At 63.1% G+C, this 22,055-nt stretch carries 19 protein-coding genes; 5 read left to right on the top strand and 14 right to left on the bottom strand.

Annotated features, from left to right (window positions below; genetic code table 11):
- Window positions 1-150: 150 nt before the first annotated feature.
- The 5 genes from ACRDT3_RS17680 to ACRDT3_RS17700 all read right to left on the bottom strand — a co-directional run bounded on the left by ACRDT3_RS17680 (window position 151) and on the right by ACRDT3_RS17700 (window position 8,340).
- Entirely contained in the window at window positions 151-2,886 is a 2,736-nt protein-coding gene (locus ACRDT3_RS17680) for an aminotransferase class I/II-fold pyridoxal phosphate-dependent enzyme (RefSeq protein WP_431494241.1), read from the bottom strand.
- A gap of 260 nt (window positions 2,887-3,146) precedes the next feature.
- Window positions 3,147-4,109 carry an Lrp/AsnC family transcriptional regulator gene (locus ACRDT3_RS17685; RefSeq protein WP_431494242.1) on the bottom strand — a complete coding sequence of 321 codons (963 nt, stop codon included), beginning with the start codon at window positions 4,107-4,109 and terminating at the stop codon, window positions 3,147-3,149.
- Window positions 4,106-5,701, bottom strand: a complete 1,596-nt coding sequence (locus tag ACRDT3_RS17690) for a carboxyl transferase domain-containing protein (protein ID WP_431494243.1) — start codon at window positions 5,699-5,701, stop codon at window positions 4,106-4,108. Before ACRDT3_RS17690 ends, ACRDT3_RS17685 begins: the two co-directional genes overlap by 4 nt.
- Window positions 5,665-6,861, bottom strand: a complete 1,197-nt coding sequence (locus tag ACRDT3_RS17695) for a CaiB/BaiF CoA transferase family protein (RefSeq protein WP_431494244.1) — start codon at window positions 6,859-6,861, stop codon at window positions 5,665-5,667. Before ACRDT3_RS17695 ends, ACRDT3_RS17690 begins: the two co-directional genes overlap by 37 nt.
- 24 nt (window positions 6,862-6,885) lie before the next feature.
- A complete protein-coding gene (locus ACRDT3_RS17700; protein ID WP_431494245.1) occupies window positions 6,886-8,340 on the bottom strand; it encodes an amidase in 1,455 nt (484 codons plus the stop codon).
- A gap of 223 nt (window positions 8,341-8,563) precedes the next feature.
- Here ACRDT3_RS17700 and ACRDT3_RS17705 point away from each other — a divergent pair, with 223 nt between their 5' ends.
- The 3 genes from ACRDT3_RS17705 to ACRDT3_RS17715 all read left to right on the top strand — a co-directional run bounded on the left by ACRDT3_RS17705 (window position 8,564) and on the right by ACRDT3_RS17715 (window position 11,283).
- On the top strand, window positions 8,564-9,304 hold the full coding sequence (locus tag ACRDT3_RS17705) for a DUF5058 family protein (protein ID WP_431494246.1): 741 nt from the start codon (window positions 8,564-8,566) through the stop codon (window positions 9,302-9,304).
- Between the two features lie 22 nt (window positions 9,305-9,326).
- A complete protein-coding gene (locus ACRDT3_RS17710) occupies window positions 9,327-10,046 on the top strand; it encodes a hypothetical protein (RefSeq protein WP_431494247.1) in 720 nt (239 codons plus the stop codon).
- A 70-nt stretch (window positions 10,047-10,116) separates the two neighbouring features.
- The gene (locus tag ACRDT3_RS17715; protein WP_431494258.1) at window positions 10,117-11,283 is read left to right on the top strand and encodes an amidohydrolase; all 1,167 of its coding nucleotides are present in this window, start codon (window positions 10,117-10,119) and stop codon (window positions 11,281-11,283) included.
- 104 nt (window positions 11,284-11,387) lie between these two features.
- Here the strand turns inward: ACRDT3_RS17715 and ACRDT3_RS17720 are convergent, their stop codons facing one another.
- From ACRDT3_RS17720 to mmsB, 5 genes are all read right to left on the bottom strand, one after another.
- The gene (locus tag ACRDT3_RS17720; protein ID WP_431494248.1) at window positions 11,388-12,203 is read right to left on the bottom strand and encodes a Cof-type HAD-IIB family hydrolase; all 816 of its coding nucleotides are present in this window, start codon (window positions 12,201-12,203) and stop codon (window positions 11,388-11,390) included.
- A 6-nt stretch (window positions 12,204-12,209) separates the two neighbouring features.
- Window positions 12,210-13,019: a polyphosphate--glucose phosphotransferase gene (ppgK, locus tag ACRDT3_RS17725; protein WP_431494249.1), complete on the bottom strand. Its 810-nt coding sequence runs from the start codon at window positions 13,017-13,019 to the stop codon at window positions 12,210-12,212.
- 70 nt (window positions 13,020-13,089) lie between these two features.
- Window positions 13,090-14,154 carry an ROK family transcriptional regulator gene (locus ACRDT3_RS17730; protein ID WP_431494250.1) on the bottom strand — a complete coding sequence of 355 codons (1,065 nt, stop codon included), beginning with the start codon at window positions 14,152-14,154 and terminating at the stop codon, window positions 13,090-13,092.
- 31 nt (window positions 14,155-14,185) lie between these two features.
- Window positions 14,186-15,283, bottom strand: a complete 1,098-nt coding sequence (locus ACRDT3_RS17735; protein ID WP_431494259.1) for an alcohol dehydrogenase catalytic domain-containing protein — start codon at window positions 15,281-15,283, stop codon at window positions 14,186-14,188.
- A gap of 2 nt (window positions 15,284-15,285) precedes the next feature.
- Window positions 15,286-16,230, bottom strand: coding sequence for a 3-hydroxyisobutyrate dehydrogenase (gene mmsB, locus ACRDT3_RS17740; RefSeq protein WP_431494251.1), 945 nt, complete (start codon window positions 16,228-16,230; stop codon window positions 15,286-15,288).
- A 141-nt stretch (window positions 16,231-16,371) separates the two neighbouring features.
- Between mmsB and ACRDT3_RS17745 the strand changes: the two genes are divergently transcribed.
- A complete protein-coding gene (locus tag ACRDT3_RS17745) occupies window positions 16,372-17,301 on the top strand; it encodes a LysR family transcriptional regulator (protein WP_431494252.1) in 930 nt (309 codons plus the stop codon).
- 150 nt (window positions 17,302-17,451) lie between these two features.
- Here ACRDT3_RS17745 and ACRDT3_RS17750 read toward each other — a convergent pair whose 3' ends face one another.
- Together ACRDT3_RS17750 and ACRDT3_RS17755 are read right to left on the bottom strand one after the other, a co-directional pair.
- A complete protein-coding gene (locus ACRDT3_RS17750; RefSeq protein WP_431494253.1) occupies window positions 17,452-17,991 on the bottom strand; it encodes a hypothetical protein in 540 nt (179 codons plus the stop codon).
- A 332-nt stretch (window positions 17,992-18,323) separates the two neighbouring features.
- On the bottom strand, window positions 18,324-19,703 hold the full coding sequence (locus ACRDT3_RS17755; RefSeq protein ID WP_431494254.1) for an MFS transporter: 1,380 nt from the start codon (window positions 19,701-19,703) through the stop codon (window positions 18,324-18,326).
- 171 nt (window positions 19,704-19,874) lie between these two features.
- Between ACRDT3_RS17755 and ACRDT3_RS17760 the strand changes: the two genes are divergently transcribed.
- Window positions 19,875-20,228 (top strand): CHY zinc finger protein, encoded by a 354-nt coding sequence (locus ACRDT3_RS17760; RefSeq protein WP_431494255.1) that lies wholly within the window; start codon window positions 19,875-19,877, stop codon window positions 20,226-20,228.
- On the opposite strand, the gene ACRDT3_RS17765 is transcribed toward ACRDT3_RS17760, so the two are convergent.
- Both ACRDT3_RS17765 and ACRDT3_RS17770 read right to left on the bottom strand, forming a co-directional pair.
- The gene (locus ACRDT3_RS17765) at window positions 20,225-20,674 is read right to left on the bottom strand and encodes a universal stress protein (RefSeq protein ID WP_431494256.1); all 450 of its coding nucleotides are present in this window, start codon (window positions 20,672-20,674) and stop codon (window positions 20,225-20,227) included. The genes ACRDT3_RS17760 and ACRDT3_RS17765 overlap by 4 nt on opposite strands.
- Before the next feature lie 51 nt (window positions 20,675-20,725).
- Window positions 20,726-21,931: an NAD(P)/FAD-dependent oxidoreductase gene (locus ACRDT3_RS17770; protein ID WP_431494257.1), complete on the bottom strand. Its 1,206-nt coding sequence runs from the start codon at window positions 21,929-21,931 to the stop codon at window positions 20,726-20,728.
- Window positions 21,932-22,055: the final 124 nt, after the last annotated feature.

Below are 22,055 nucleotides of genomic sequence, written 5' to 3' on the forward strand. Positions count from 1 at the left end.
GGTTCGCGCATTCCGTGCGCGAACCAGGGCCTTTCTGCTCGTGCCGGCAGCTGCCTATTGGATGCAGCGGCCTTCGCCGCGCAAGCAGGAACCCACCCGGCTAAGCCAGGTGGGTTCGCAAGCTGCATCCGGGCGACGCTGCAGTCCCGCTCAGGGCTGCGGCTTCTTGACCTGTCCCAAGGCTTCGCAGGTGAACACCTGGTATCCCAGATCCTGGTGGTAGCCGTGGATCTCGCGGGTATCGAGCCGGTCCATGTAGTCCAAAATGCCCAGGGTGACTTCCTGTCCCGGGACCAGCACCGGGAAACCCGGTGGGTACGGGGTGACGAACACGGCCGAGACAACGCGCTCCCCAGCCAGCAGTACCGTGCGGATCTGCGCCGAGGACAGGAAATGCGTAGCCGGATCCTGGTAGGTCAGGTAGTAGGCCGAGCGCATGTCCCCGCTTCCGCCGCCTCCTGCGAATTCCGGTGCGAAGGCGCTGAAGTCCGGCAAGGGAATCTCTTCCTGCGCCGGCTTCTTGCCCAGCGCCAGCACTCGCCCATCGAGCCGGCGTTTGCGGTCCAGCTCCTCGGCGATCTTCACCAGCACCTCGATCAGGTGCGCCACGGCGGAACGGGTGGTGCCGATATTGGTCATCAGCAGCACCGAGGTGCGGCTGGTCTTGTTGACCTGGATGGAATGCCCATCCATCAGGTAATCGTGCTTGAAGGTGTCCCCGTCCACGCCGGTACGGCTGATGTCCAGGGTCAGGCGCGATGGGTCCACCACGAACTCGTCTTCCGCCCAGGCCTCGTCCCAGGCCGCCAGGCCGTCACGCACCGGGTTCTGCGAGGTGGACTGGCGGTACTTCTGCGGGATCAGATCCGTCGAGTGCAGGATCTTGAAGTACTTGCCCAGCAGCTCGTTGCGCGCCATGGCCCGCGAAATCGACTGCGCCAGGTCAACCTGGCGCTGCACCAGCGCATAGCCTTCCAGTTCCGCCTGCCGGCGGCCGATATCCAGCGAGGCGAGGATCTGGTAGTTCGGCGAGGTGGAAGTGTGAGTCATGTAGGCCTCGCGGAAGGCGTTGAGATTGCGCACCGCGAAGTCCTGGTCATAGATGTGGATCATCGAGCCCTGGCGCAAGGAGGTCAGGGTCTTGTGCGTGGACTGTGTGGAGTACACCCGCAAGCGGACCTGTTCCGGATCCGGAATCAACCGGGTATCCAGCCAGGCTTGGTCATTCTCCGGGTGCTCCACGGTGCCCGGTTCCGGAAGGGCCGCATGCTGCGCGGCAAAGCGCTGGCGGTACTCCCCGGTGTCCAGCTCGTCTTCCAGCACGGCGGCCACGGTCATGGCGGTACGCTGGCGGTAAACCGGGTGGAAGCCGGCGAAGGCGAACCAGGCCTCGTCCCACAGGAACACCAAATCCGGCTTGATGGCCAGGCATTCTTCCATCACCCGGCGCGGGTCGTAGATGATGCCGTCGAAGGTGCAGTTGGTCAGCGTCAGCATCTTGACCTTGTGCAGCAGGCCCTCGCGGCGCAGCTGCAGCAGCCGGCCCTTGATCTCCTCCAGCGGCACGGCACCGTACATGGAGTGCTCGTTCAGCGGGTAGGCCTCCAGGTAGCTGACATTCGCCCCGGCCAGCACCAGCGAATAATGGTGGGATTTGTGGCAGTTGCGATCCACCAGCACGATGTCACCCGGGGCGAGAATCGACTGGTGCACGATCTTGTTGGCGGTCGAAGTGCCATTGGTGACGAAGTAGGTGCGGTGGCTTTGGAAGGCACGTGCCGCCAGCTCGTGGGCCTTCTTGATGGAGCTTTGCGGATCCAAGAGGGAATCGAGCCCGCCGGAGGTGGCCGAGGTTTCAGCCAGCAGCAGGTTCTTGCCGTAGAAGTCCACCAGGTCCCTGGCCCATGGGGAGTTCTGCACCGAACCTGCGCGGGAAATCGGCATGGCGTGGAAGACCCCGCCAGGCCGCTTGGCGTACTTCTGCAGGGCGTTGAAGAACGGCGTCTGGTAGCGTTCGAGCACTTCCGAGACAATCGACAGGTGCAGGTCCATCCGGTCATTGCGCGAGAAGATCCGGCGGAAGCGCCCGGTGATTTCGTGGGCAATGGATTCCAGGGCGACTCCGGCGATCAGGTAGACCGGAACTTCGGGCCGCAGGTCATCGAGGATGTTTTCCAGATCCAGCAGGCCCTGGATCTGCTTGGTGGATTGGAAGTAGCCCTCCATGCGCCGGGCAATGAAATTCTTGAGCGTCGAGGACAGGCGTCGACGCGTGCACACATCAAAGCGTGCGGTGAGCACGACCGTCTGGATGCTGGGATTGATCACGATCGCGGCCAAGGCGTCTTCTACGCTGGGCACCACCACGAAGTTGTAGTGGAACGGATCGGTGTGCTGGCGCTGCTCGGCGATTTCTTCCTTGAAAGACTCGATTTCTTCGGCCGGCCCGTTATCCACCAGCAGGATTTCCACCATCGGAACCTGCGCCTTGCCTGGGTTCGGTGCCCCATTGCCCAGCTGGGCCGGATCCTGTTCCGCCCCGTCGTGGCCTTCGAAGTCAACGTATTGGGTCAGTGTCCTGAAGGCCTGGTTCGCTTGGTAGACCAGCTTCATCGCATCTTCATACTGCCCGCCAGACATGAGCCTGGAGACCTCGTTGAAGTAGTCGATGCCGGGGTTCGCCCAATACGGTTCGATGGCGGCCAGCAGCCCCAGCAACCGGCCGGCTTCCAATTCATGTTCTGTCCGGCGATCTTCCTCCTGGTACTCAGAAGAAATCTCGCTGAGCACATACCCCAAGTGCTCCCACGCGTCCTTGCGTTTGCGCCACGCGCTTTCAGGCGTAGCCGTTCCCTGGTTCGTCCCGTAGGTCAACCTCTTGCTCACGGTTGCCGGTCTTCCTTTCACCCCTGCAGCGTTAACTGGTTGTTAACAGCACGAGCGAAGCCTCGCCGCTCGGTATCGTGAGACTATGCCACTTCCGGGGCGGTTTCGAACCGTTGTGGCGATATTACGCATTATTATCGTCAATCGGCGAAGTGTTCACCCTGCGTTCACCCTCCTGGGCGAAACTGCGAACAGTTGCCAAAGACGAGTTGGACTCCAGTTGAATTCCGGTACTGCACGAGGCGGGTTGCTGATATGGTTCAGCTGCTGATCAGCCGCCCACCGCGTTTACGGGCGCTAACCACCAGAGAGGCCTTAACCTGCAGCATCGAGTCCCCCCAGGCGCTGTGGGAAATGAAGTCATAGAGCTCGGCTTGGTTGGCCACCGTCACGTCGACCACCAGCTGGCAATCCCCAGCCACCGCCGCTGCATAGCGAACTTCCGGACGGGCGGCGAGGCGCTGGCCCAATTTTTCGACTTGGGATGGCGTCGTCGAAACCCAGAGCAAAGCCTCGACCGGTAACCCCACGGCCAGCGGCTCAACTAGGGCGCGAATGGCGATCTGCCCGGTAGATAGAAGCCAATCGATCCGCCGTGCAACGGAGGTCTCGCTCATCGCTACCCGGCGGGCAATCGACTCGAAGCTGGCTCTGCCGTCATCGTGCAAGGCGTCGATGATCTGCTCGTCCTTGGAGCTCAGGTTCGGCTGGATGCGCCAGCTCGTGACATCCGGGTCCTTTTGCAAGGCCAGATTTTCTGCAGGCTGCAAGGATCCCAGGCGCCACCCGCGAATAGTCTTGAAGTACTTCAGCACCGGATACACGACAATCGACGAGACCCCCGGCGTAGCAGGCAGCTCCAGCGAGAGCACTTCGGTCACATCTCCGTTGTAGTGCATTTCCACGACGAGATCCTCCCGGCCAGTGACTTGGTAGGAAAAGCTGGTATCCGGCCGGGAGGACAAGGATTCACTGGCAATCCGCCCGGTGCCCGGGGCGCAAGTGCACGCGATCAGCAGCGAATGCTCGCGGTGGCGGATCGCTGCAACCGTAACCAGCCCATTCTCCAGCAGCCACGCGCCATGGCGGGCGACCGAGCGTTCAGGCAGGTCAAGCACTGCAGCTATCTTCCGCCAGGTGGCTCGCCCGTCCACTTGGAGGGCGGCAATGATGCGGCGTTGCACCGTGCTGAGCTCGATCATCCGTTCCTCTGCTCTAGTCATCCAGCGGCGTCCCGCACCTCCTGGTTGGCCGTTTCCGGCCGGCCAATCGAAGCATACTTCAGCTCGCGCCGGCCAGGCAGCTGCGCGGCATCTGTCGCCGCAAGCTGCGCAAGCGCCGTGGACACTGCCGCTCCGACTTCCAGCGAGAAGCGCTTCGGAGCGGTGGTCACATCATACTCCTCGGGGACGATCACCTGTACTATCCCCGCACGTCGCAGCGAGTATGCATCGGTTTTCTGGGCATAAGCCAACGGTGCGGCGTGCTCCGTGTCCCGGTACATGATCGCGCTGGCTCCCTCCGGCGGCAACGGGGAGAGCCAGGAGTTTGCTGCGGCTATGGAGATATCAGCCGGCAGCAAGGCAAGTGCGCCGCCTCCGGTGCCCTGGCCCAGCAGCAGCGAAACGCTCGGAACGCCAATGCCCACCAAGGTGCTCAGCGAGCGGGCAATCTGCCCGGCCATGCCGCCTTCCTCGGCCTCACGGCTCAGCGCCGCTCCTTCGGTGTCGATCACGGTGAGCATCGCTATGCCCAGATTCTGTGCCAGCAGCGCCCCCCTCCGGGCCTCGCGCAGGAACGCAGGCCCCAGCGGATCGAGGTTTTCGGAGTGGTCTATCCGCGACCGGTCCTGGCCGATGACCACCGCCGGCTGGCCCCCGATGCGCGCGAGCGCCAGGTACATCCGCGGATCGCTTTCCCCTTCGGTGCTCCCGGAAAGCTGCAACGCATCGCTGGCGGCGTACTTGATGACGTGGCGCACCGAGGGGCGTCGGGATTTGCGCGTGGCGAGTATGGCATCCCACACCTGGGATTCGGTGAGTCTCCGGTCATCTGCCAAGGGGTAGCCGGCAATCGAGTCGATCGGATCTCCCGGGGCGATGATTGCCAGCACCCGGTTGACCAGCCCGCCCAGCTCATGGACCGGGACCACGGCGTCGATCAGCCCGTGCTTCTGGAGATTCTCGGAGACTTGCACTCCCTGCGGGAAGGGTTTGCCGTAGATGGTCTCGTACACGCGCGGACCAAGGAATCCCAGCAGGGCACCGGGCTGGGCGATGGTGATGTGCCCGGTGGATCCCCACGACGCCATAACCCCTCCGGTGGTGGGATGCCTCAGGTACACCAGGTATGGCAACCCGGCAGCAGAATGCGCCCTAACCGCGGCCGTGATGTGCACCATCGACACGAACGCAGGGGTTCCCTCCTGCATCCGGGTTCCGCCCGAGGCCGGGGAAGCCAGTACCGGCAGTCCCAATGCGGCGGCTTTTTCGAATGCCGAAGCAATCCTGCGGGAGGTGCCCTGGCCAATTGAACCGGCCAGGAAACCGAATTCGGAGAGGACGACGGCCACTTCGCGGCCATTGATTGTGCCGGATCCGGTCAGTACCGCTTCGTCGGCCCCGGAACGGCGGGCGGCTTCTTCCAGCTGGGCCCGGTAGGCGTCATCGGCAAAAGAATAATCCGCCGGCTCATCCCAGCTCTCGAAGCTGCCCACATCGAGCACCTGGTCGATCATGTGCTGTGCACTGATGTGCTCGATTTTCTCCTGCACCATACTCAACGCACCGCCTGCTGCGCGCGGGTCTTGAGCCATTCCCGGATCCGCTGCTCGTCTTGGTTCAGCAGTGGCGGAGCGGAGTGCCCGGTCCGGGTGACTTCCTTGCCGCCCTCGAAGAACCGCAGCGGCGCGCCTGGGAGGGTCAGCTCCCCTAGCAACGGGTGCTGGACATTCAATGCCAGGCCTTGCGAGCGCACCTGGTCCCATTCGTACACCTCATCCAGGGTTCTGACGATGCCGGAAGGGACGCCGGCTTCACCGAGCATTTCCAGCAGCTGGCTGGTACCGTGGCGCTTGAACTTTTCTTCGATGGCTTCGATGAGCTCGTCACGCCGTTCGACGCGATGCTCATTGGTTTCGAACCCCTCGGTTGGCAGCTGGAATGCCGCCACTAGTGAATCCCAGAGCTTCGGGCTGCCCACGCTAATTTGCACAAATCCATCGGCGCTGCGGAACAGTCCATAGGGCGCGATGGATGGATGGTGGTTGCCCTGGGCGCGCGGAACCTGTCCTGCAACCGTGCTGCGGGTGCCCTGAAAGGCATGCACTCCGATGATCGATGCGAGCAGCGAGGTGCGCACCTGCTGGCCTCTGCCCGTGCGCTCGCGTTCCAGCAGGGCCGCCAGCACGCCGTAGGCTCCGTACATCCCGGCCAGCAGGTCTCCGATGGGAACGCCGACTTTCTGCGGGTCCTCCGGTCCGGAACCGGTCAGCGACATCAGCCCGGCCTCGCCCTGCAGGATCTGGTCGTATCCGCTGCGCCAGGCTTCGGGGCCGTCATGGCCGAAGCCGGAAATCGAGAGGGTCACGAGTTTTCCGTTGATCTTCTGCAGGGTCGCATCGTCGAAGCCGAGCCGGTCCAGCACTCCGGGGCGGAAATTCTCCACCAGGACATCGGCCTGCGCCAGCATGCTGCGCAGGGTCTGGATTCCGTCGGGGCTCTTCAGATCAAGGGCAATGGATTCCTTGTTGCGGTTGCACGAGAGGAAATAGGTCGATTGGCGGTCCTCCTCCGGCCCGACGAAGGGCGGACCCCAGCCTCGGGTGTCATCGCCGCCCTGGATATTTTCCACCTTGATTACTCGGGCTCCCAGATCGCCAAGCATCATCGTGGCATGCGGTCCAGCCAAGGCCCGCGACAAGTCGATGACGGTGTACCCGGACAGCGGTCCGGTGCTGTGCTGTTCCTTGTTCATATTTGCCTCTCTAGAATTCCGGTATCAGGCGCTGGCGGTCTTGACTGCATTGACGGCCACCGACTGCGGATCAGTGGCCAGAACCGGCATCACGTCCGCGAAGCGGTTCTGCTCCTCGTAGCCGGCAGCCCAATTGAGCAGCTGGGCGTCCTTGTAGTGATTCGCCGCCAGCTGCCATCCCACCGGAAGCCCGGACTCGGTGAAGCCTCCTGGCATGGCGATGACCGGCAGGCTCGTGGCCGAGAGCAGGCAGGCAGATCGCATCCAGTCCAGATAGGTCTCGGCGCGGGTTCCAGCGATTTGCTCAGGCCAGCGCTGCGCTGCGTTGAAGGGCAAGACCTGGGTTGCCGGGGAGAGGAACAGATCGTAGCGCGAGAAGTAGCGCTGCACTGCTCGTTCCAGCCGGGTTCGGGCCGCCATCGTCGAAATCATGGCTTCTCCGTCGAGGTCTGTCCCCTTCTTGACATTCCAGAGGACCTCGGGCTTGATCAGCGAGCCGTGGCTCCGCACTAGTCCGCCAAGATTAGTGGCGAAATCGAAGGCCCTGGTGTTGCCGAAGACTTCGTCGGCATCGGTAAAGTCAATGCACGCCTCTTCGACAATTGCGCCAGCGGCCTCGAAAACCGAGAGTTGGCGATGCAATACCTCTACGACCTCGCGCTCGATCGGAACACCGATCCCGAAATCGAAGCTATAGCCGATGCGGACTCCGCGCAATTCTGGTTCGGGAGTGCCGAAATCTCTGGCTGAGAGCTTGTTCGGGGTCGGAAGCCAGTCGTCACCTGCGCTGGCTCGCATGAACAGCGCGATATCCTCCACTGTGCGTGCGATCGGTCCCGAACGGGCCAGCCAGGAGTAGGCATTGGATTCCGCCTCCAGCGGGATGACCCCGTAGGAGGGCCGGAAACCAATGACATTGCAGAAACTGGCCGGAATGCGCAGCGAACCGCCCATGTCTGAGCCGTCACCGAGCGGCTGGATCCTAGCGGCGACCGCGGCGGCTACGCCGCCTGAGGAGCCTCCGGCCGATCGATCCACCGCATAGGGATTCGTCGTGGTGCCGAACAATTCATTGAAGGTATGCGATCCGGCTCCGAATTCCGGGACATTGGTCTTCCCCGTCCTGATCGCGCCTGCTGCTGCCAGTCGTGCGATCTGCAAGTCGTCCTGCTCTGGGACGTTGTCCTTTAATGCCAGCGACCCCTGGGTGGACAGCAAGCCGGCGGTGTTGAACGTGTCCTTGTGCGTCATCGGCAGACCGTGGAGCACTCCAGTCGGCTCGTTTCCCGCCGTGGCTTCATCGGCCTTAGCAGCGAGGATTCGCGCGCGTTCGAAATCCGTGATGACCACGGCGTTGATTTGGGCGTTAACTTCATCGATTGCCTGGATATGGCTCTCCAAGGCCTCACGCGCCGACAACTCGCGGTTGCGGATCTTTGCCGTGAGCTCCGTGGCGCTCAATTGCTGGATCTCGTTCATGGCCGTGCCTTTCTAAAGGATGACTGCATTGCGATATGTGTCACAATCTTCCGCCTACGTTGACCGCAAATGGAATACTCCTCAAGAAAACTCGCCATTTTGGGGGATCTCGCCATAAATATGGCTAATTCCGACATTCCTTGCCGAGCGTTTCCAATAGGAGGAACATTGAATTCAATGAGACCGGCATCACATCGTGCTGGTGAATATCGAAGGAGTTCCGATGCATTTCCCCCTTGCAGCCGGCGATCCAGTTTCAACTGACATCTGGGCCGTCGCCAACAGCCCTTTCCTGTGGTTCTGCGCTCTGGGCGTCTTCGCCGTGATCTTCGTCCAGACCATTCTCTATGTCCGTGCTGCCAAGGCCGCAGCACCCCATGTCGATATGCCCGTCCGCGAAGTCAAGGAAGCCTTCCGTGCCGGTGCCGTCGCCTCGATCGGGCCATCCCTCTCGGTGGTGCTGGTCGCCATCGCATTGCTGGCTCTGTTCGGAACGCCAGCCGTCCTTGTCCGCATCGGGCTGATCGGCTCGGCCTCCACGGAAACGGCCAGCGCCAACTTGGCAGCCCAATCCATGGGCTCGATGCTCGGCGGGGATACCTACACCCAACAAGTTTTCGCCGTGGCCTTCATGGCCATGAGCCTATCGGGAGGCATGTGGATGCTCTGCACCTTGCTGCTGACCCCGGTCCTGAAGCGCGGCGGCAAGTCCTTGGCCAAGCGCAACCCAGCGGCCATGGCCCTGATCCCCACCGCAGCCCTGCTCGGAGCGTTCAGCATGCTGACCATCGCCGAAATTCCCAAGTCCAGCATCCACATGGCGCTGGTGCTGATTTCGGCAGCATCCATGGCTTTGTTCCTCTTCTTGGCCAAAGTGCTCCAAGCCAAATGGCTCAAGGAATGGGCCTTGGGATTCGCGATCCTGATCTCCATCACCGCCGGCTACCTGATGCACACCGCATAGCGAATTAGAAAGGACAGAACCCATGAGCTCACCAGCAATGACCACTGCGGACGCCTCGATGGCCCGCTTCGAGCAGCAGACCACACGCTACGGTTCACTGACCATGACAGCCGGCTTGATCCTCTCGCTGCTCGGCCCGATCTACCTCGTGTTCTTCACGGACCTCGACATCAACCCTTCGATGATCTGGGTCGCCTTCGCCGCCGTCGCGGCCACCTTCGGAATTTTCTGGTTTGTCGAACCTCTGACCTACTTTCCGATCCTGGGTTCGGCAGCTATGTACCAGGCCTTCATGATCGGCAATATCTCCAACAAGTTGCTGCCTGCCGCCATCGTGGCCCAATCCGCGATCAATGCCAAGCCCGGCACCAGGCGCGGCGATTTGGCCTCGGTGATGGCCATCGGCGGCGCGGCCACCGTCCACCTGACCAGCCTGCTGGTCTTCGTGGGAATCTTCGGGTCTTGGCTGGTCTCGATCATTCCCAACGAAATGATCGAGGTAGCCCGGATCTACATCTTGCCGTCCCTGATGGGAGCGGTACTTGTCCAGGCCATCGTCGCCATGAAGCAGGTTCGCCCGACCATAGTTGCCATCGCACTGTCGCTGATTATGTATTTCGTGGTCATCCCGCTAGTTCCATCCTTGGCCCTGTTCGGCACAGCCCTGGTTGTGCTCTTCTCCATCATCGTTTCGTGGATCGTGCGCGATCGCAAAGCAGTCCACACGCCCGTTGCTGACTAAAGGAGTCACTTTGAATACCCAACCCGCTGCCGCATTGCAAACCGTCCTGACTGGCGAGCAAGCCGAGCTCATGCACGAAATGTATCGCCACCTGCATGCCAATCCCGAACTGTCCATGCAGGAACACGCGACCGCGGCTTATATCGGCAAGCAACTCGACACCATGGGAATCGAGAACTTCGTCTGCGGCGGTACCGGCGTCGTCGGCATCCAACGCAATGGCGATGGGCCTGTGGTCGGCTTCCGCGCCGATACCGATGGCCTGCCCATCGCGGAAGATACCGGAGCCAGTTATGCTTCGGAAGCTCGCGGCCAGCTGGCCGATGGCACCGACGTCCCGGTCATGCACGGCTGCGGCCACGACACCCATGTCACCGCGGCGCTGACCGCCGCTGCCCGGCTCGCCGAGCAGTCGGGGGCGTGGAACGGAACCATCGTGTGGATTTTCCAGCCCGGCGAGGAAACCAGCGCGGGTGCTAGGGCCATGCTCGAAGACGGACTATGGGACAAGGCCCCGGTACCCTCGGTCATCCTCGGACAGCATGTCTTCCCTTTCGCCGCGGGCTCGGTGGGCCTGACCAGCGGCCCCGCCATGGCAATGGCTGATTCGCTGAAGGTGACGCTGCACGGCAAGCAGTCGCACGGCTCACAGCCGCAAGACTCCATCGACCCGATCGTCCAGGGCGCCCACACGATCACGCGCCTGCAGAGCCTAGTTTCGCGGGAATTGCACCCCCAGACTCCTGCGGTGCTCACCTGCGGCTCGTTCCACGCCGGGTTGAAGGAGAACATCATCCCGGATCGCGCCGAATTCACCCTGAACATCAGGACCTTCGATGAGCAGACCCGCACCCAAATCCTGGATGGGGTCTCACGCATCGTGAGCGCCGAAGCCGCTGCGTCGAATGCTCCGGCACCTGAGATCGAAACGCTGAATTCCTTCCCCAAGCTGCACAATGATCCGGGCCACACCGATCAGGTCAAGGAGGCTTTGAGCCGGGAACTCGGGGAAGGCAGAGTTGTCGACCTGCCCGCTGCCATGGGATCCGAGGATTTCGGGGCTCTGGGAGATGAGATTTCGGTGCCGTATGTCTACTGGTTCTTCGGCGGGTTCTTGCCCCGTGACGACGCGCCACCGGTGAACCACTCGCCGTATTTCCTGCCTGATTACGAGCTTTCCCTGGCAACAGGGGTTCGCGCCGCGCTGGCGGGGCTGGGGCATTACCTGGCCAGGTAGCGGTCTCCGGTTCCCAATCCGATCGCGCTGCCTGCAGCAGGTTAAGGCCCGGGTGGAGGAAAAATCCTTCCGCCCGGGCCTTCGGAACGTTCTTGCCGGTTTGACTAGAGCTGCGTATGCCCATCGAGGTAGGCGCCGAGCACCTGCAGCACGCCGTGCTCGAGGTTGGAAGGCGCGGTGAAGTTCGCGGCTTCAGCCACCACCGGATGCGCATTGGCCATGGCGAAGGAGTAGGTAGCGGCCTTGATCATTTCCAGGTCATTGGGGTAGTCGCCGAAAACTGCGGTTTCATCCGCGCTGATTCCCAGCTTTTCCTGCAGGGCTTCCAGGGCCAGTCCCTTGTGCACGCCGTGGTTCATGGCATCCACCCAGTGACTGCCGGAGACCACCACCTGCAGCGGCACCTGAAGCGCTGCCGCCATTTCCTGCACGGCGCCGGTACCGACGTTGACGGCCATCTTGATGATCTCGTCCTCGACCTGGGCCAGGTCTTCAACCACCTGCACGGCACGGTAGTACGGGGCAACCGCGGTGGCGAACGCTTCATCGGCGCGCTCCACATAGGCGGTGCGGCGTCCGCACAGCACCAATCCGGCGTCCAGCGCGGCTTGCCCGCGGACGGCTTGGATGACGGTGGCTACCGACGACTGGTCGATGATATTGGAGTAGATCTCGTTCTCGCCGTGCATCACGACGGTGCCATTCTCGGCAATGATCGCGATCTCGCCCAACGGCGCGAACTGCTCGCGCAGGGTCGCGAACTGGCGCCCCGAAGCTGGCACGAACTTGATGCCGCGAGCCTGGAGCTGGTCGATGACAGCCCACGACGCCTCGGGGATCTTGCCTTCACCGTCCAGGAAGGTGCCGTCCATGTCAACGGCGACGAGCTTGATCTGGGCTTTCGGGTCAATCGTATGCATAGGTTCCTAATTGCCGGGTTTCAGCGCGCGATGCGCGGCGCCCAGAACCCCGGCGGCGTTGTTGAATTGGGCAGGCACGATCCTGGCTCGCAATTCCAGCTGCGGCAGGAACTTTTCATGGTCTTCCGAAATCGCTCCGCCGATGATGATCAAATCCGGGCTGCACAGGAATTCCACGTGGGACAGGTAGCGCTGCAGTCGGGCGATGTACTGTTCCCAACTGAGGTTTTCCTCGTGCATGACTCGCGCGGCGGCCTTGCTCTCGGCATTGAAGCCGTCGATTTCCAGGTGGCCGAATTCGACGTTCGGGAAGAGCACGCCGTCGCGAAAGAAGGCCGAGCCGATGCCCGTGCCCAAGGTCAGCAGCAAGGTGCTGCCCTTGCTTGGCGTGCCATTCTCGGATCCGGCACCCGCGTAGACCTCGGCCACGCCGGCGGCATCCGCGTCATTGAGCACAAAGACGTCGCGGCCCAGCAGCGCGCTGAACGTGGCGGTGACGTCCAAGCCGATCCAGGCCTTGTCGATATTGGCCGCCGAGTGCACGACGCCGTCGATGACGATGCCAGGCACGGTGACACCGGCAGGGATGCCGGCCAGTTCGTCGCCGGTGAGCTCCTGCAGGTCGGCGATGATTCCGGCCATCACCTGGGCGACGGCATCCGGGTGCGCACCCTCTGGGGTGGCGGCCTTGCTGAAGGTGCTCTCAACGAGCTTGCCGTCGGTTCCGACCAATCCGTACTTGATCGACGAGCCGCCCAGATCAAGGCCGATGGCAGCGAACTGCGACGTGGATGCCGATGCGTCAGATGGTGCCATCAGTTCTCTCCCCGGTGAAGCAAATAAAATTTTAAGGACTCTTTACAATATATAGCTTGGATCACTTTGGTCAACGTACCCGGTAGTTTTCCCATAAGTTGGCCAAGGCGAGTTCCCGGGCGCCGGCCAAAGCACCACGTGCCGCGGCTTCCGTTCCCAATGTGGAAAGCTGAACGTGGACCGGTTTCGGCAGCAAGCTGTTCAGTTCACTTTCCAGCGCCGCGCACAATTCCGGGGTCAGCCCCGGGCCGATTGCCACCACACGCTGCGGATCAACGAAGCCAATCAGGTTGGCCAGGACCCGGCCAAACGGGGACAGGAAAGCTGGCCAGTTCCGTTCATCGGCCAGCTTTTCCCAGAGCACGCGGGTCTGGAACATCCCGGCCTCGCCGAGCGCATCGCGCAGGTTCGTGGCGCCCACCAGCTGGGTCTCCAGCTCTCCGGCCGTACCGTGCTTGCCGCGGTGCAGCGCACCGTCAATGACCAGGCCTGCGCCCAGGCCCGATCCGATGTAGATCATCATCAAGGAACCGGCCAGCTCCCCGGCTTCGGCCAGGGCCATCCAGTTCACGTCGTTATCCAGCAGCACCGGAACTCCGCCGGCGAATTGGCCGGCAAGGTTGGCCCCGGAGGAAGGGAAGATCGGGGTGGCCAGAACTCGCAGCCCGCCATCGCGCTGCACCGGGGCTGACTGGCTCACGGCCCCGGCGAGCAACGGGGAACCGAGCTCAGCGGCCACACGGGAGATCTCGCGGGCACCCATTTGCTCCACCTGCGCGGCGGTGGTTTGCGCCGTCAGCGGGTAGAGGCGGTCCACCAGGGTCTTGCCGGCCAAGTCGGTGGCGCGGATCTGCAGGAATTCTGCCTGCAGGCACAGGGCCAGCAGGTGACCGAAGCCGCTGTCCAGCGCATAGTGCTCGGGAACCCGGCCGCGCTTGGGCTCGTTGGCCCGCTCGATGGCCAAGGCCAGGCCGTTCTCCTGCAGGCGCGAGATCGCCTGCGATGCGGTGGGCTTGGAAATGCCCAGATCCGCAGCGATCTGGGTACGAGTCGCCGGGGCTTGGCACAGGTAATCGAATACCCGGATGTCAGTCAGGGTCGCCAGGGCACGGGGCCCCGCAGTGGAATCAGTCACGCACCAATCCTACTGGCCTTCCACCCCGATTTCAGGGCAGCAGAACTTGGCGCACCGACCGCCCCTGGGCCAATTCATCCAGGGCGTCATTGATCTCCGCCAGCGCCCTGGTTTTCACGAGCTTCTGAACAGGGAGCTTGCCCGAGCGCCAGAGCTGCTCGTAGTAGGGAATGTCATTCTTCGGCAGGGCCGAACCCATGTAGCTGCCGATGATCGTGCGCGCCCCGGCGGTCAGGCCCAATGGCTCGATGCTGCTCATCGCGCCAGGGGCCGGCAGCCCCACGGTCACCAGGGTTCCGCCCACGCCGGTGGCCTGCAACGCCGTTTCGAAGGCACGGGGATGCCCAGCGGCCTCGATCACGATTTCGGCGGTGCGCTGCCCCAGGGCCTGCGGCGTGCAGGCTTCATCGGCGCCCAAGGCCAGCGCGGCGGCCAGCTTTTCCTCATTGGCATCAATGGCCAGGATCCTGCCACTGGTCCTTTGCCCCACTGCCACCAGCAAGGCGGCCATGCCCACTCCGCCGAGGCCGACGATGGCAACGTCCTGGGCACCGGTTGCCCTGGCGGCATTGCGCAGTGCACCGCCGCCGGTGAGCACCGCGCAGCCCAGCACCGCGGCAACTTCAGCCGGAACATCCGCGCCCACCGGAATGAGGCTGCGCGCATCCATCACCGCATAGTCGGCAAAGGCCGAGACGCCGAGATGGTGATTGACGGGTTGCCCATCGAGCAGCAATCGGCGAGCGCCGGTGAGCAGCGTCCCGGCGCCATTGGACGCGGTGCCGGCGCTGCACGGCAGCTTCCCGGCGCTGGCGCAGGCTACGCATTTCTCGCAGCGAGGCAAGAAGACCGAGATCACCTGCTGGCCGATTCCCAGGTCCACCCCTTCACCCACCTGCTCGACGATGCCTGCTGATTCATGCCCCAGCACCATCGGCAGCGGACGCGGCCGGTTCCCGTCGATCACCGACAGGTCCGAATGGCATAATCCGGCCGCGGTGATGCGCACCAGCACTTCGCCGGGGCCGGGCTCTTCCAGTTGCAGCTGGCGAATCGCCAGCGGCCGGTGCTTGGCATAGGGCCGCTGGTTCTCCCGGCGCTCAAGCACCGCGGCATGGATCTGGCGCATGATCAGCCCGCAGCTGCCGTGCTGGCCTCGGCCGATTCCGGGTTCCAACCGCGCACGGCACCGTCTGGCAGCAGGTTCTTCACGATCAGCGAGCAGTCCTTGTCCCCCAGCCCCTGCTCGATCAGTTCGTCGAAGTGCTCGCGGGCCAAGCTGGCTGCCGGCAGCTGCACCCCGGTGCTTTCGCCAGCGTCCAGGGCCAGCCCGATGTCCTTGCGGGCCAAATCGGTGCGGAAGGTGGCCTCGAAGTTGTTGTTCGCCGCCGCGGTATCGATGATGCCCGGCACCGGGTACCAGGTCTGCTGCGCCCAGGACCGGCCCGAGGAGACCGAAGCGATCTGCCAGAAGACCTCCGGGTCCAGGCCCAGGGCCTCGGCCAGCTGGGAACCTTCGGCGCTGGCCATCAGGTCGATGAACAGCATCATGTTGTTGCAGATCTTGGCCGCGATGCCCATAGAAGGACCACCGGCGACAATGGTCTTCCCGCTCATCGGGGCGATGAATCCAGTGGCCCGTTCCATCAGTTCCGGTGCCCCGCCGAGCATGAAGGCCAGGGTTCCGGCCGCAGCACCGGAGATGCCGCCGGAGACCGGGGCATCAACGAAGTCCAGGCCGCGCTGCGCGGAGCCCGCGTGGATGTAGCGGGAGGACTCGATGTCCACCGTGGAGGAATCCAGCAGCAGCATGTCCTTGGTGGCGTTGGCCCAGATGCCTGCCTCGCCTTCATACACCGAGCGCACATGCGCGCCCTTGGGCAGCATGGTGAACACGGCATCGGCCTGGTCCATGGCCTCGGCCACCGATCCGGCAATCTGCACCCCGCCCTCGGCCGCTGCGGCACAGGCCTGCTCGTCCAGGTCGTAGCCGCGCACACTGTGCCCTGCGGCCACCAGGTTCGCGGTCATCGGTCCGCCCATGTTGCCCAGGCCAATCCATGCGTACGTGCTCATCTGCACACCCCTCATCCTTGAGTATTGTCCTTGTCAGGCCAGCGTAGGGTGCGCGGCGGGCCAGACTCAATGCACTGCGGCACGCCAATTGCGCAAGCCTAGTGTGCGCTAGCGCACACTAGGCATGGCAGACTGTGGACCATGGACCGTCCGATCGATTACCGCCATCTCGAATCCCTCATTGCCCTGCTCACCGTTGCACGCTTGGGCCGCTACACAGCCGCCGCGAATGTTCTCGGGGTGAACCACTCGACGATTTCCCGTCGCATCGACGCGCTGCAGAAAGCCATGGGCGGCCACCTGCTCACGCGCTCCCCCAACGGCTGGGAACTAACCGATCTGGGGCGTCGGGCCATGTCCAGCGCGGAAGCCATCGAGCAGGCAGTGGAAGCCATCGGCTCCGAGAAGGACACCGGCGCATTGGCCGGCCATGTGCGCGTCGCTGCCCCCGATGCATTCAGCGCCCACCTCGCCGCTCCGGCCCTGGCAAAGCTCCAGGCCAAGCATCCGCAACTGGTCTTCGAGATCGTTTCGGAAACCACCCGGGCACGGCAGACGCGTACCGGAATGGACCTGGAGATTGTCATCGGCGAACCCAATGTCCGCAAGGCAGCCTCCACGAAACTCCTGGATTACGAGTTGCGGCTCTACGCCACGGCCGAATACCTGGAAAGCCACGGCACTCCAGAGCACCTCGAAGATCTGGCCGGGCATTCCTTGAACTACTACATCGATACGGCGTTGACGGTAGACAAGCTCGATGATGCGACCAGCGCGCTGCCCCCGATGCGCAGGTCCATCTCCTCCACGAGTATCGCGGTGCAGTACGCGGCCACCATGAATCATGCCGGCATCGGGTTGCTGCCCACATTCCTCTCCCAGCACTATCCCAATATGGTGCCGGTGCTCCACGACGAGTTCACTTTTCGCTCCGAATATTGGCTGGTGGGACGCGAAGAAGCATTGCGAAGCCGCGCGGTCCAGGAGACGGTGCGCGCGCTCAACGATGCAGCCACCGCCGGTGACTGGTTCATTCCGCCATTCCCCGCGTACAACCTGGCCAGCAGCTAAGCGCCTCCCTTGCCGGTTCCGCGCTGTTGGCGCAATTCCAACCCGCAGCCTCCGGGCCGGACCCAGTCGGGCCGCAGGCAATTGTGATACCGGCCCGGTTGGCTGTTCCCGAGCCTGCGTTCCGACCCAATGAAACACGATCTTGTCCTGCTAAGGGCCTGCTGGTTCCCAGTCCAAGATGGCCTGGCACAGTTGTTCGACTGGTTGCGCGCTATCCAGGCGGAGCACCGGACGGCTCTCATCCTTCAACCATGCTTCATGGTGCGCGCGGCTACGTCCGGTGAATTCCGGGTCATCGTAGCTAGCTGCCCAGACCATGAATTGCTTCAACGCTCCGGATTCCAGGCTCTGCCCAGACTGGCGCAACTTCTCGCGTTCTGCAAGCCGGCGCATGCGCACCTCAGGATCCAGCGTCAAGAAAACAAAGGCATCGCATTGGTCCAGGACTTCATTGCCCCAGCCCTGCATGGACCCCGATAGCACCCACGCCTTGCGCGGCACGAAGACCTGGTTCATGAGCCTGGATCGCGCAGCTGGCGCACGCTGCTGGGAGTAGGGAGGATCGGTGGGGACCCAGAAATAGTCATCTCCATCCGCGTGCGGCACCGACCAGGCGTTCGCAACGGCACGTGCGAGGGTCGTAGTGCCACTGCCGCTGGCACCGAAGATATGCAACCTGCACGGCATCATCCAAGGACCCCTGCTCCAGCCTGGCTACTTCTCATTATTCTTCCGATTGCTCCGCTTCCGGCCATACGAGGCGCATGCGGCGATGAAGAGAATTCCGGACAGCATCGCCAAGAGATTCTCGATTCCCGTCAATTCAAGTCCCCCGCAATCGCATGATGCTCCCGAATACGGCTCAGCAACCGTTTGTCCGGGAATGGCTACACCTGCTGGCTACTAGAGTTGCAGATCCAGCTAGTCCCCGCAAGGGATTCTCTGGCCGAAAGCATTTGAACATGCCAAAGGCCAGTTCCAGCATCGGAACCGGCCTTTGGCTTTCCCCTGGTCCTTGCCGCTTAATTCTGCATCTTCAGGCCATCGCGGACGGCATTCTCGCCGTTCACTGCCAGCCGGTCCGCCTCGTCGATCTCGCCGAGGTCCAGCCCCTTGGTTTCCTTCATGAAGAACACAGCCACCATGGTGACCAGCGCGGCGAACACAATGTAGCCGGCGACCGGAACCCAGGATCCGTAGACCTTGAGCAGGAAGGTTGCGATGATCGGGGCCATGGAACCGGCAACAATCGAGGTGACCTGGTAGCCCAGCGAGACGCCCGAGTAGCGCATGCGGGTCGGGAACATCTCGGCCATGATGGCCGGCTGCCCGGCGTACATCAGGCCGTGCACGAACAGTCCCAGCATGATGGTGGCCAGGATGATCGCATCGTTGCCGGTGTTGAATAGCGGGAAGGCCGCGACGCCCCAGACTGCCATGAGCACCACGCCGGTAGCGTAGACCGGGCGGCGTCCGCGGCTGTCGGTGAAACGGCCAACGATCGGCACCAAGATGGCGTGGAAGACGTGGGCGATGAGCATCAGGCCCAGGATCGTGGAGGTGTCCATCTTCAGCTGGGTGGCCATGTAGGTGATGGAGAAGGTCACCACCATGTAGTACATGATGTTCTCGCCGAAGCGCAGGCCCATTGCGGTGAACACCCCGCGCGGGTAGCGCTTGAATACTTCGCCCACGCCGTAGCCGGCAGCCGCGTTCTGCTCCAGCTCTGCCTTGGCTTCCTTGAAGATCGGGGCATCGGAAACGCGGGTGCGGATGTAGTAGCCCACTACCACGATGACCACCGACAGCCAGAAGCCGATACGCCAGCCCCAAGCCAGGAAGGCCGCTTCGCTGAGCGTTGCCGAGAGCACCAGCAGCACCACGGTGGCCAGCAGGTTGCCAACTGGCACCGCGGCCTGCGGCCAGGAGGACCAGAAGCCGCGTTCCTTGTTCGGCGCGTGCTCGGCCACCAGCAGCACCGCGCCTCCCCATTCCCCGCCCACGGCGAAGCCCTGGGCGAAGCGCAGCACGATCAGCAGGATCGGTGCGGCGTAGCCGATGGAGTCGAAGGTGGGCAGGCAGCCCATCAGGAAGGTGGTTGCGCCAACCAGCACGATAGCTACCTGCAGCAGGTGCTTGCGCCCGTATTTGTCGCCGAAGTGGCCGAAGACGATGCCGCCGATGGGGCGGGCAATGAAACCGACCGCATAGGTCAGGAAGGCCTTGATGATGTTATCCAGATCGTTCCCGGCATCCGGGAAGAAGATCTTGTTGAAGACCAGGGTTGCCGCGGTCGCGTAGAGGAAGAATTCATACCATTCGACGACGGTGCCAGCCATGGAGGCTGCGACGACCCGGCGCAATCCCTTGCGCTCGGCCTTCGATGATGTTTCGCTTGCCACTGTGCGTTCCTTCCGCCCACGCCAGTACCCCCTTTGGAACCAGCTTCATCAGCGAGTATGGCCTAGATCACATCGCGAAAGATAGGCGAAACGAGGCATAGTAGGAGGCAGTTTCTGCACATTCGGCGTGCATTTTTGCACACGCGGATCCAGTTCCATGAAAGGTTGGCGATGGCGGCTTGGGAAAACCCTGTGCACCAGGTGGCGTTGCGCGGGGTGCGCATGGATGCGCAAACACGATGCGCCCACTACCATTCGCTGATCGATGTGATCGCGCTGAAGCACCCCTGCTGCGCCACCTTCTACCCCTGCCACCTATGCCACGGCGAACTGGCCGGTCACGAGGCAATGCCGTGGCCGGCGGACAGGTTCGATGAACCTGCCGTGCTCTGCGGGGTCTGCAGCGCACTGCTGAGCCCGGCGGCGTACATCGAAGCCGATTCCTGCCCGAACTGCCAGGCGCTGTTCAATCCCGGCTGCAAATCGCATCTTCACCTGTACTTCGAGATGGAAACAGGTGCCTAGTCCCAAGGCAGTTCGTTCTCTTCTGCCGGCTGCTGCGGAATCACCAGCACCGGACGATGCTGCTTGTGGGCCAGTGCCACCGCAATCGACCCGTCCATCAGCTGGGCCATCTTGCTGCGGATCCCCGGACGGCGGGTGCCCACGACGATCATCTGCGCATCGAGCTGCTCGGCTACCGCCGCCAGCACCTTGGCAGGGTCGCCGGCCACGGTGTAGCTCTCAAGCTCCACACCGGTAATCACCGAGGTGATTTCCCAGGCGAGTTCCTCGGAGACCGGGCTGGCCGAAGCCAGCAGGTCGCCTTCGGACAGCTTGTCGGTAATCAGGCGTCCGGAATCAGCGTGGATGCACACCAATCGTGCATTCAGCCCGCGTGCCAGCGAACCGGCCGCAGCAAATACCGCCGGGGACATGCCCGATTCCACGCCCATGACCATAGTGCTCATCAGCTATACCCGCTTCCCTAAATGGACAGTTCCGGTCGATGGAACTGCAGTTTACAAGTCCTTGAGCTCAATGGCCGGATCGCTGAGCCGATCGGCGGCAATTTCCCGGCCCACCAGCCCGCGCAGGGTGTCGTTGGCATCCCAGATATTGATGTTCGCCGCAGCGGTGATCTTCAATCCGTCCTGCCAGAACATCAAGAACTCCCCGGATTCCATATCCCCGCGCACCACCGTCGTATCCTCGGGCGAGCCATGGCCGACATATTCCATCCCGAGATCGAATTGGTCGGTGAAGAAATAGGGCAACCAGTCATAGGAGCCTTCTTCCCCGGCCAGCGTGGCCGCGGCCAGCTTGCCTTGGCGAATCGCGTTATCCCAGTGCTCGACGCGCAGCTGCCTGCGCAATGCGGTGTTGAAGGCCTGGGCAATGTCGCCCACGGCAAGTATCCGCGCGTCGCTGCTGCGCAGCGAGGCATCCACCACGACGCCGGAATCCACTTGCAGCCCGGCAGTCTCGGCCAGCTGCAAATTCGGCAGCGCACCTATGGCCAGCAGCACCAGGTCGGCGCGCGACGAACCGGCGTCGGATAGCACCTGCAGGTGCCCGTCGACTTCTTCGATGCCTTGCACGCGTGCGGTGCGCACGTCCACGCCATTGGACTGGTGCAGCTCCAAGAGGTGATTTCCAAGGCGTTCGCCGAACACCTTGGCCAGGGGGATCTCGGAGGGCGAGTAGACAGTCACCCGGGCCCCGCGCTGGCGGGCGGTGGCCGCCACTTCCATGCCGATCCAGCCCGAACCCACCACCGCCACCTGGGCGCCTTCGGCCAGTTCTGCACGCAGGGACTTCGCATCGGCCAAGGTCCGCAGCACGTGCACTCCGGGCAGGTCGTAACCGGGCATCGGGGTTCCGCCGCCCAGGCTGGCCCGCGAACCGGTGGCCAGCACCAGCTGGTCGTAGTCCAGCGCGCTGCCATCGGCCAGCAGCACCTGCCGCTTGGCGGTTTCGATGCTGATTGCCGCGACGCCCAGGCGCAGTGCCACATCATGGCTTGCGTACCAGGACGCATCGTGGACGGTGAAGTCCGCCGGCTCCTCCTTGCCCTGCAAGAACCCCTTGGACAGCGGCGGGCGCTCGTAGGGCAGCTCCGTTTCCTCGCTGACCAAGCTCAGCGCACCGGTGTAGCCGCGCTCGCGCAATTCGCTGACAACGCTCGCGGCGGCCAGGCCGCCGCCAAGGACAACGATCGATTCCATGCTGCACCCCACTGCTCAACGACGATGTACTTTGATCCTCACACCCCGTGGCCAGCTTGGCAACCTCTGGCCAGTTCACTGGCAGGAAAAGAAGAAGCCGGCGAGCGGGCCGCTGCATGCGGCC

Source organism: Glutamicibacter sp. (assembly GCF_050701915.1).
Taxonomy (GTDB): Bacteria; Actinomycetota; Actinomycetes; order Actinomycetales; family Micrococcaceae; genus Glutamicibacter.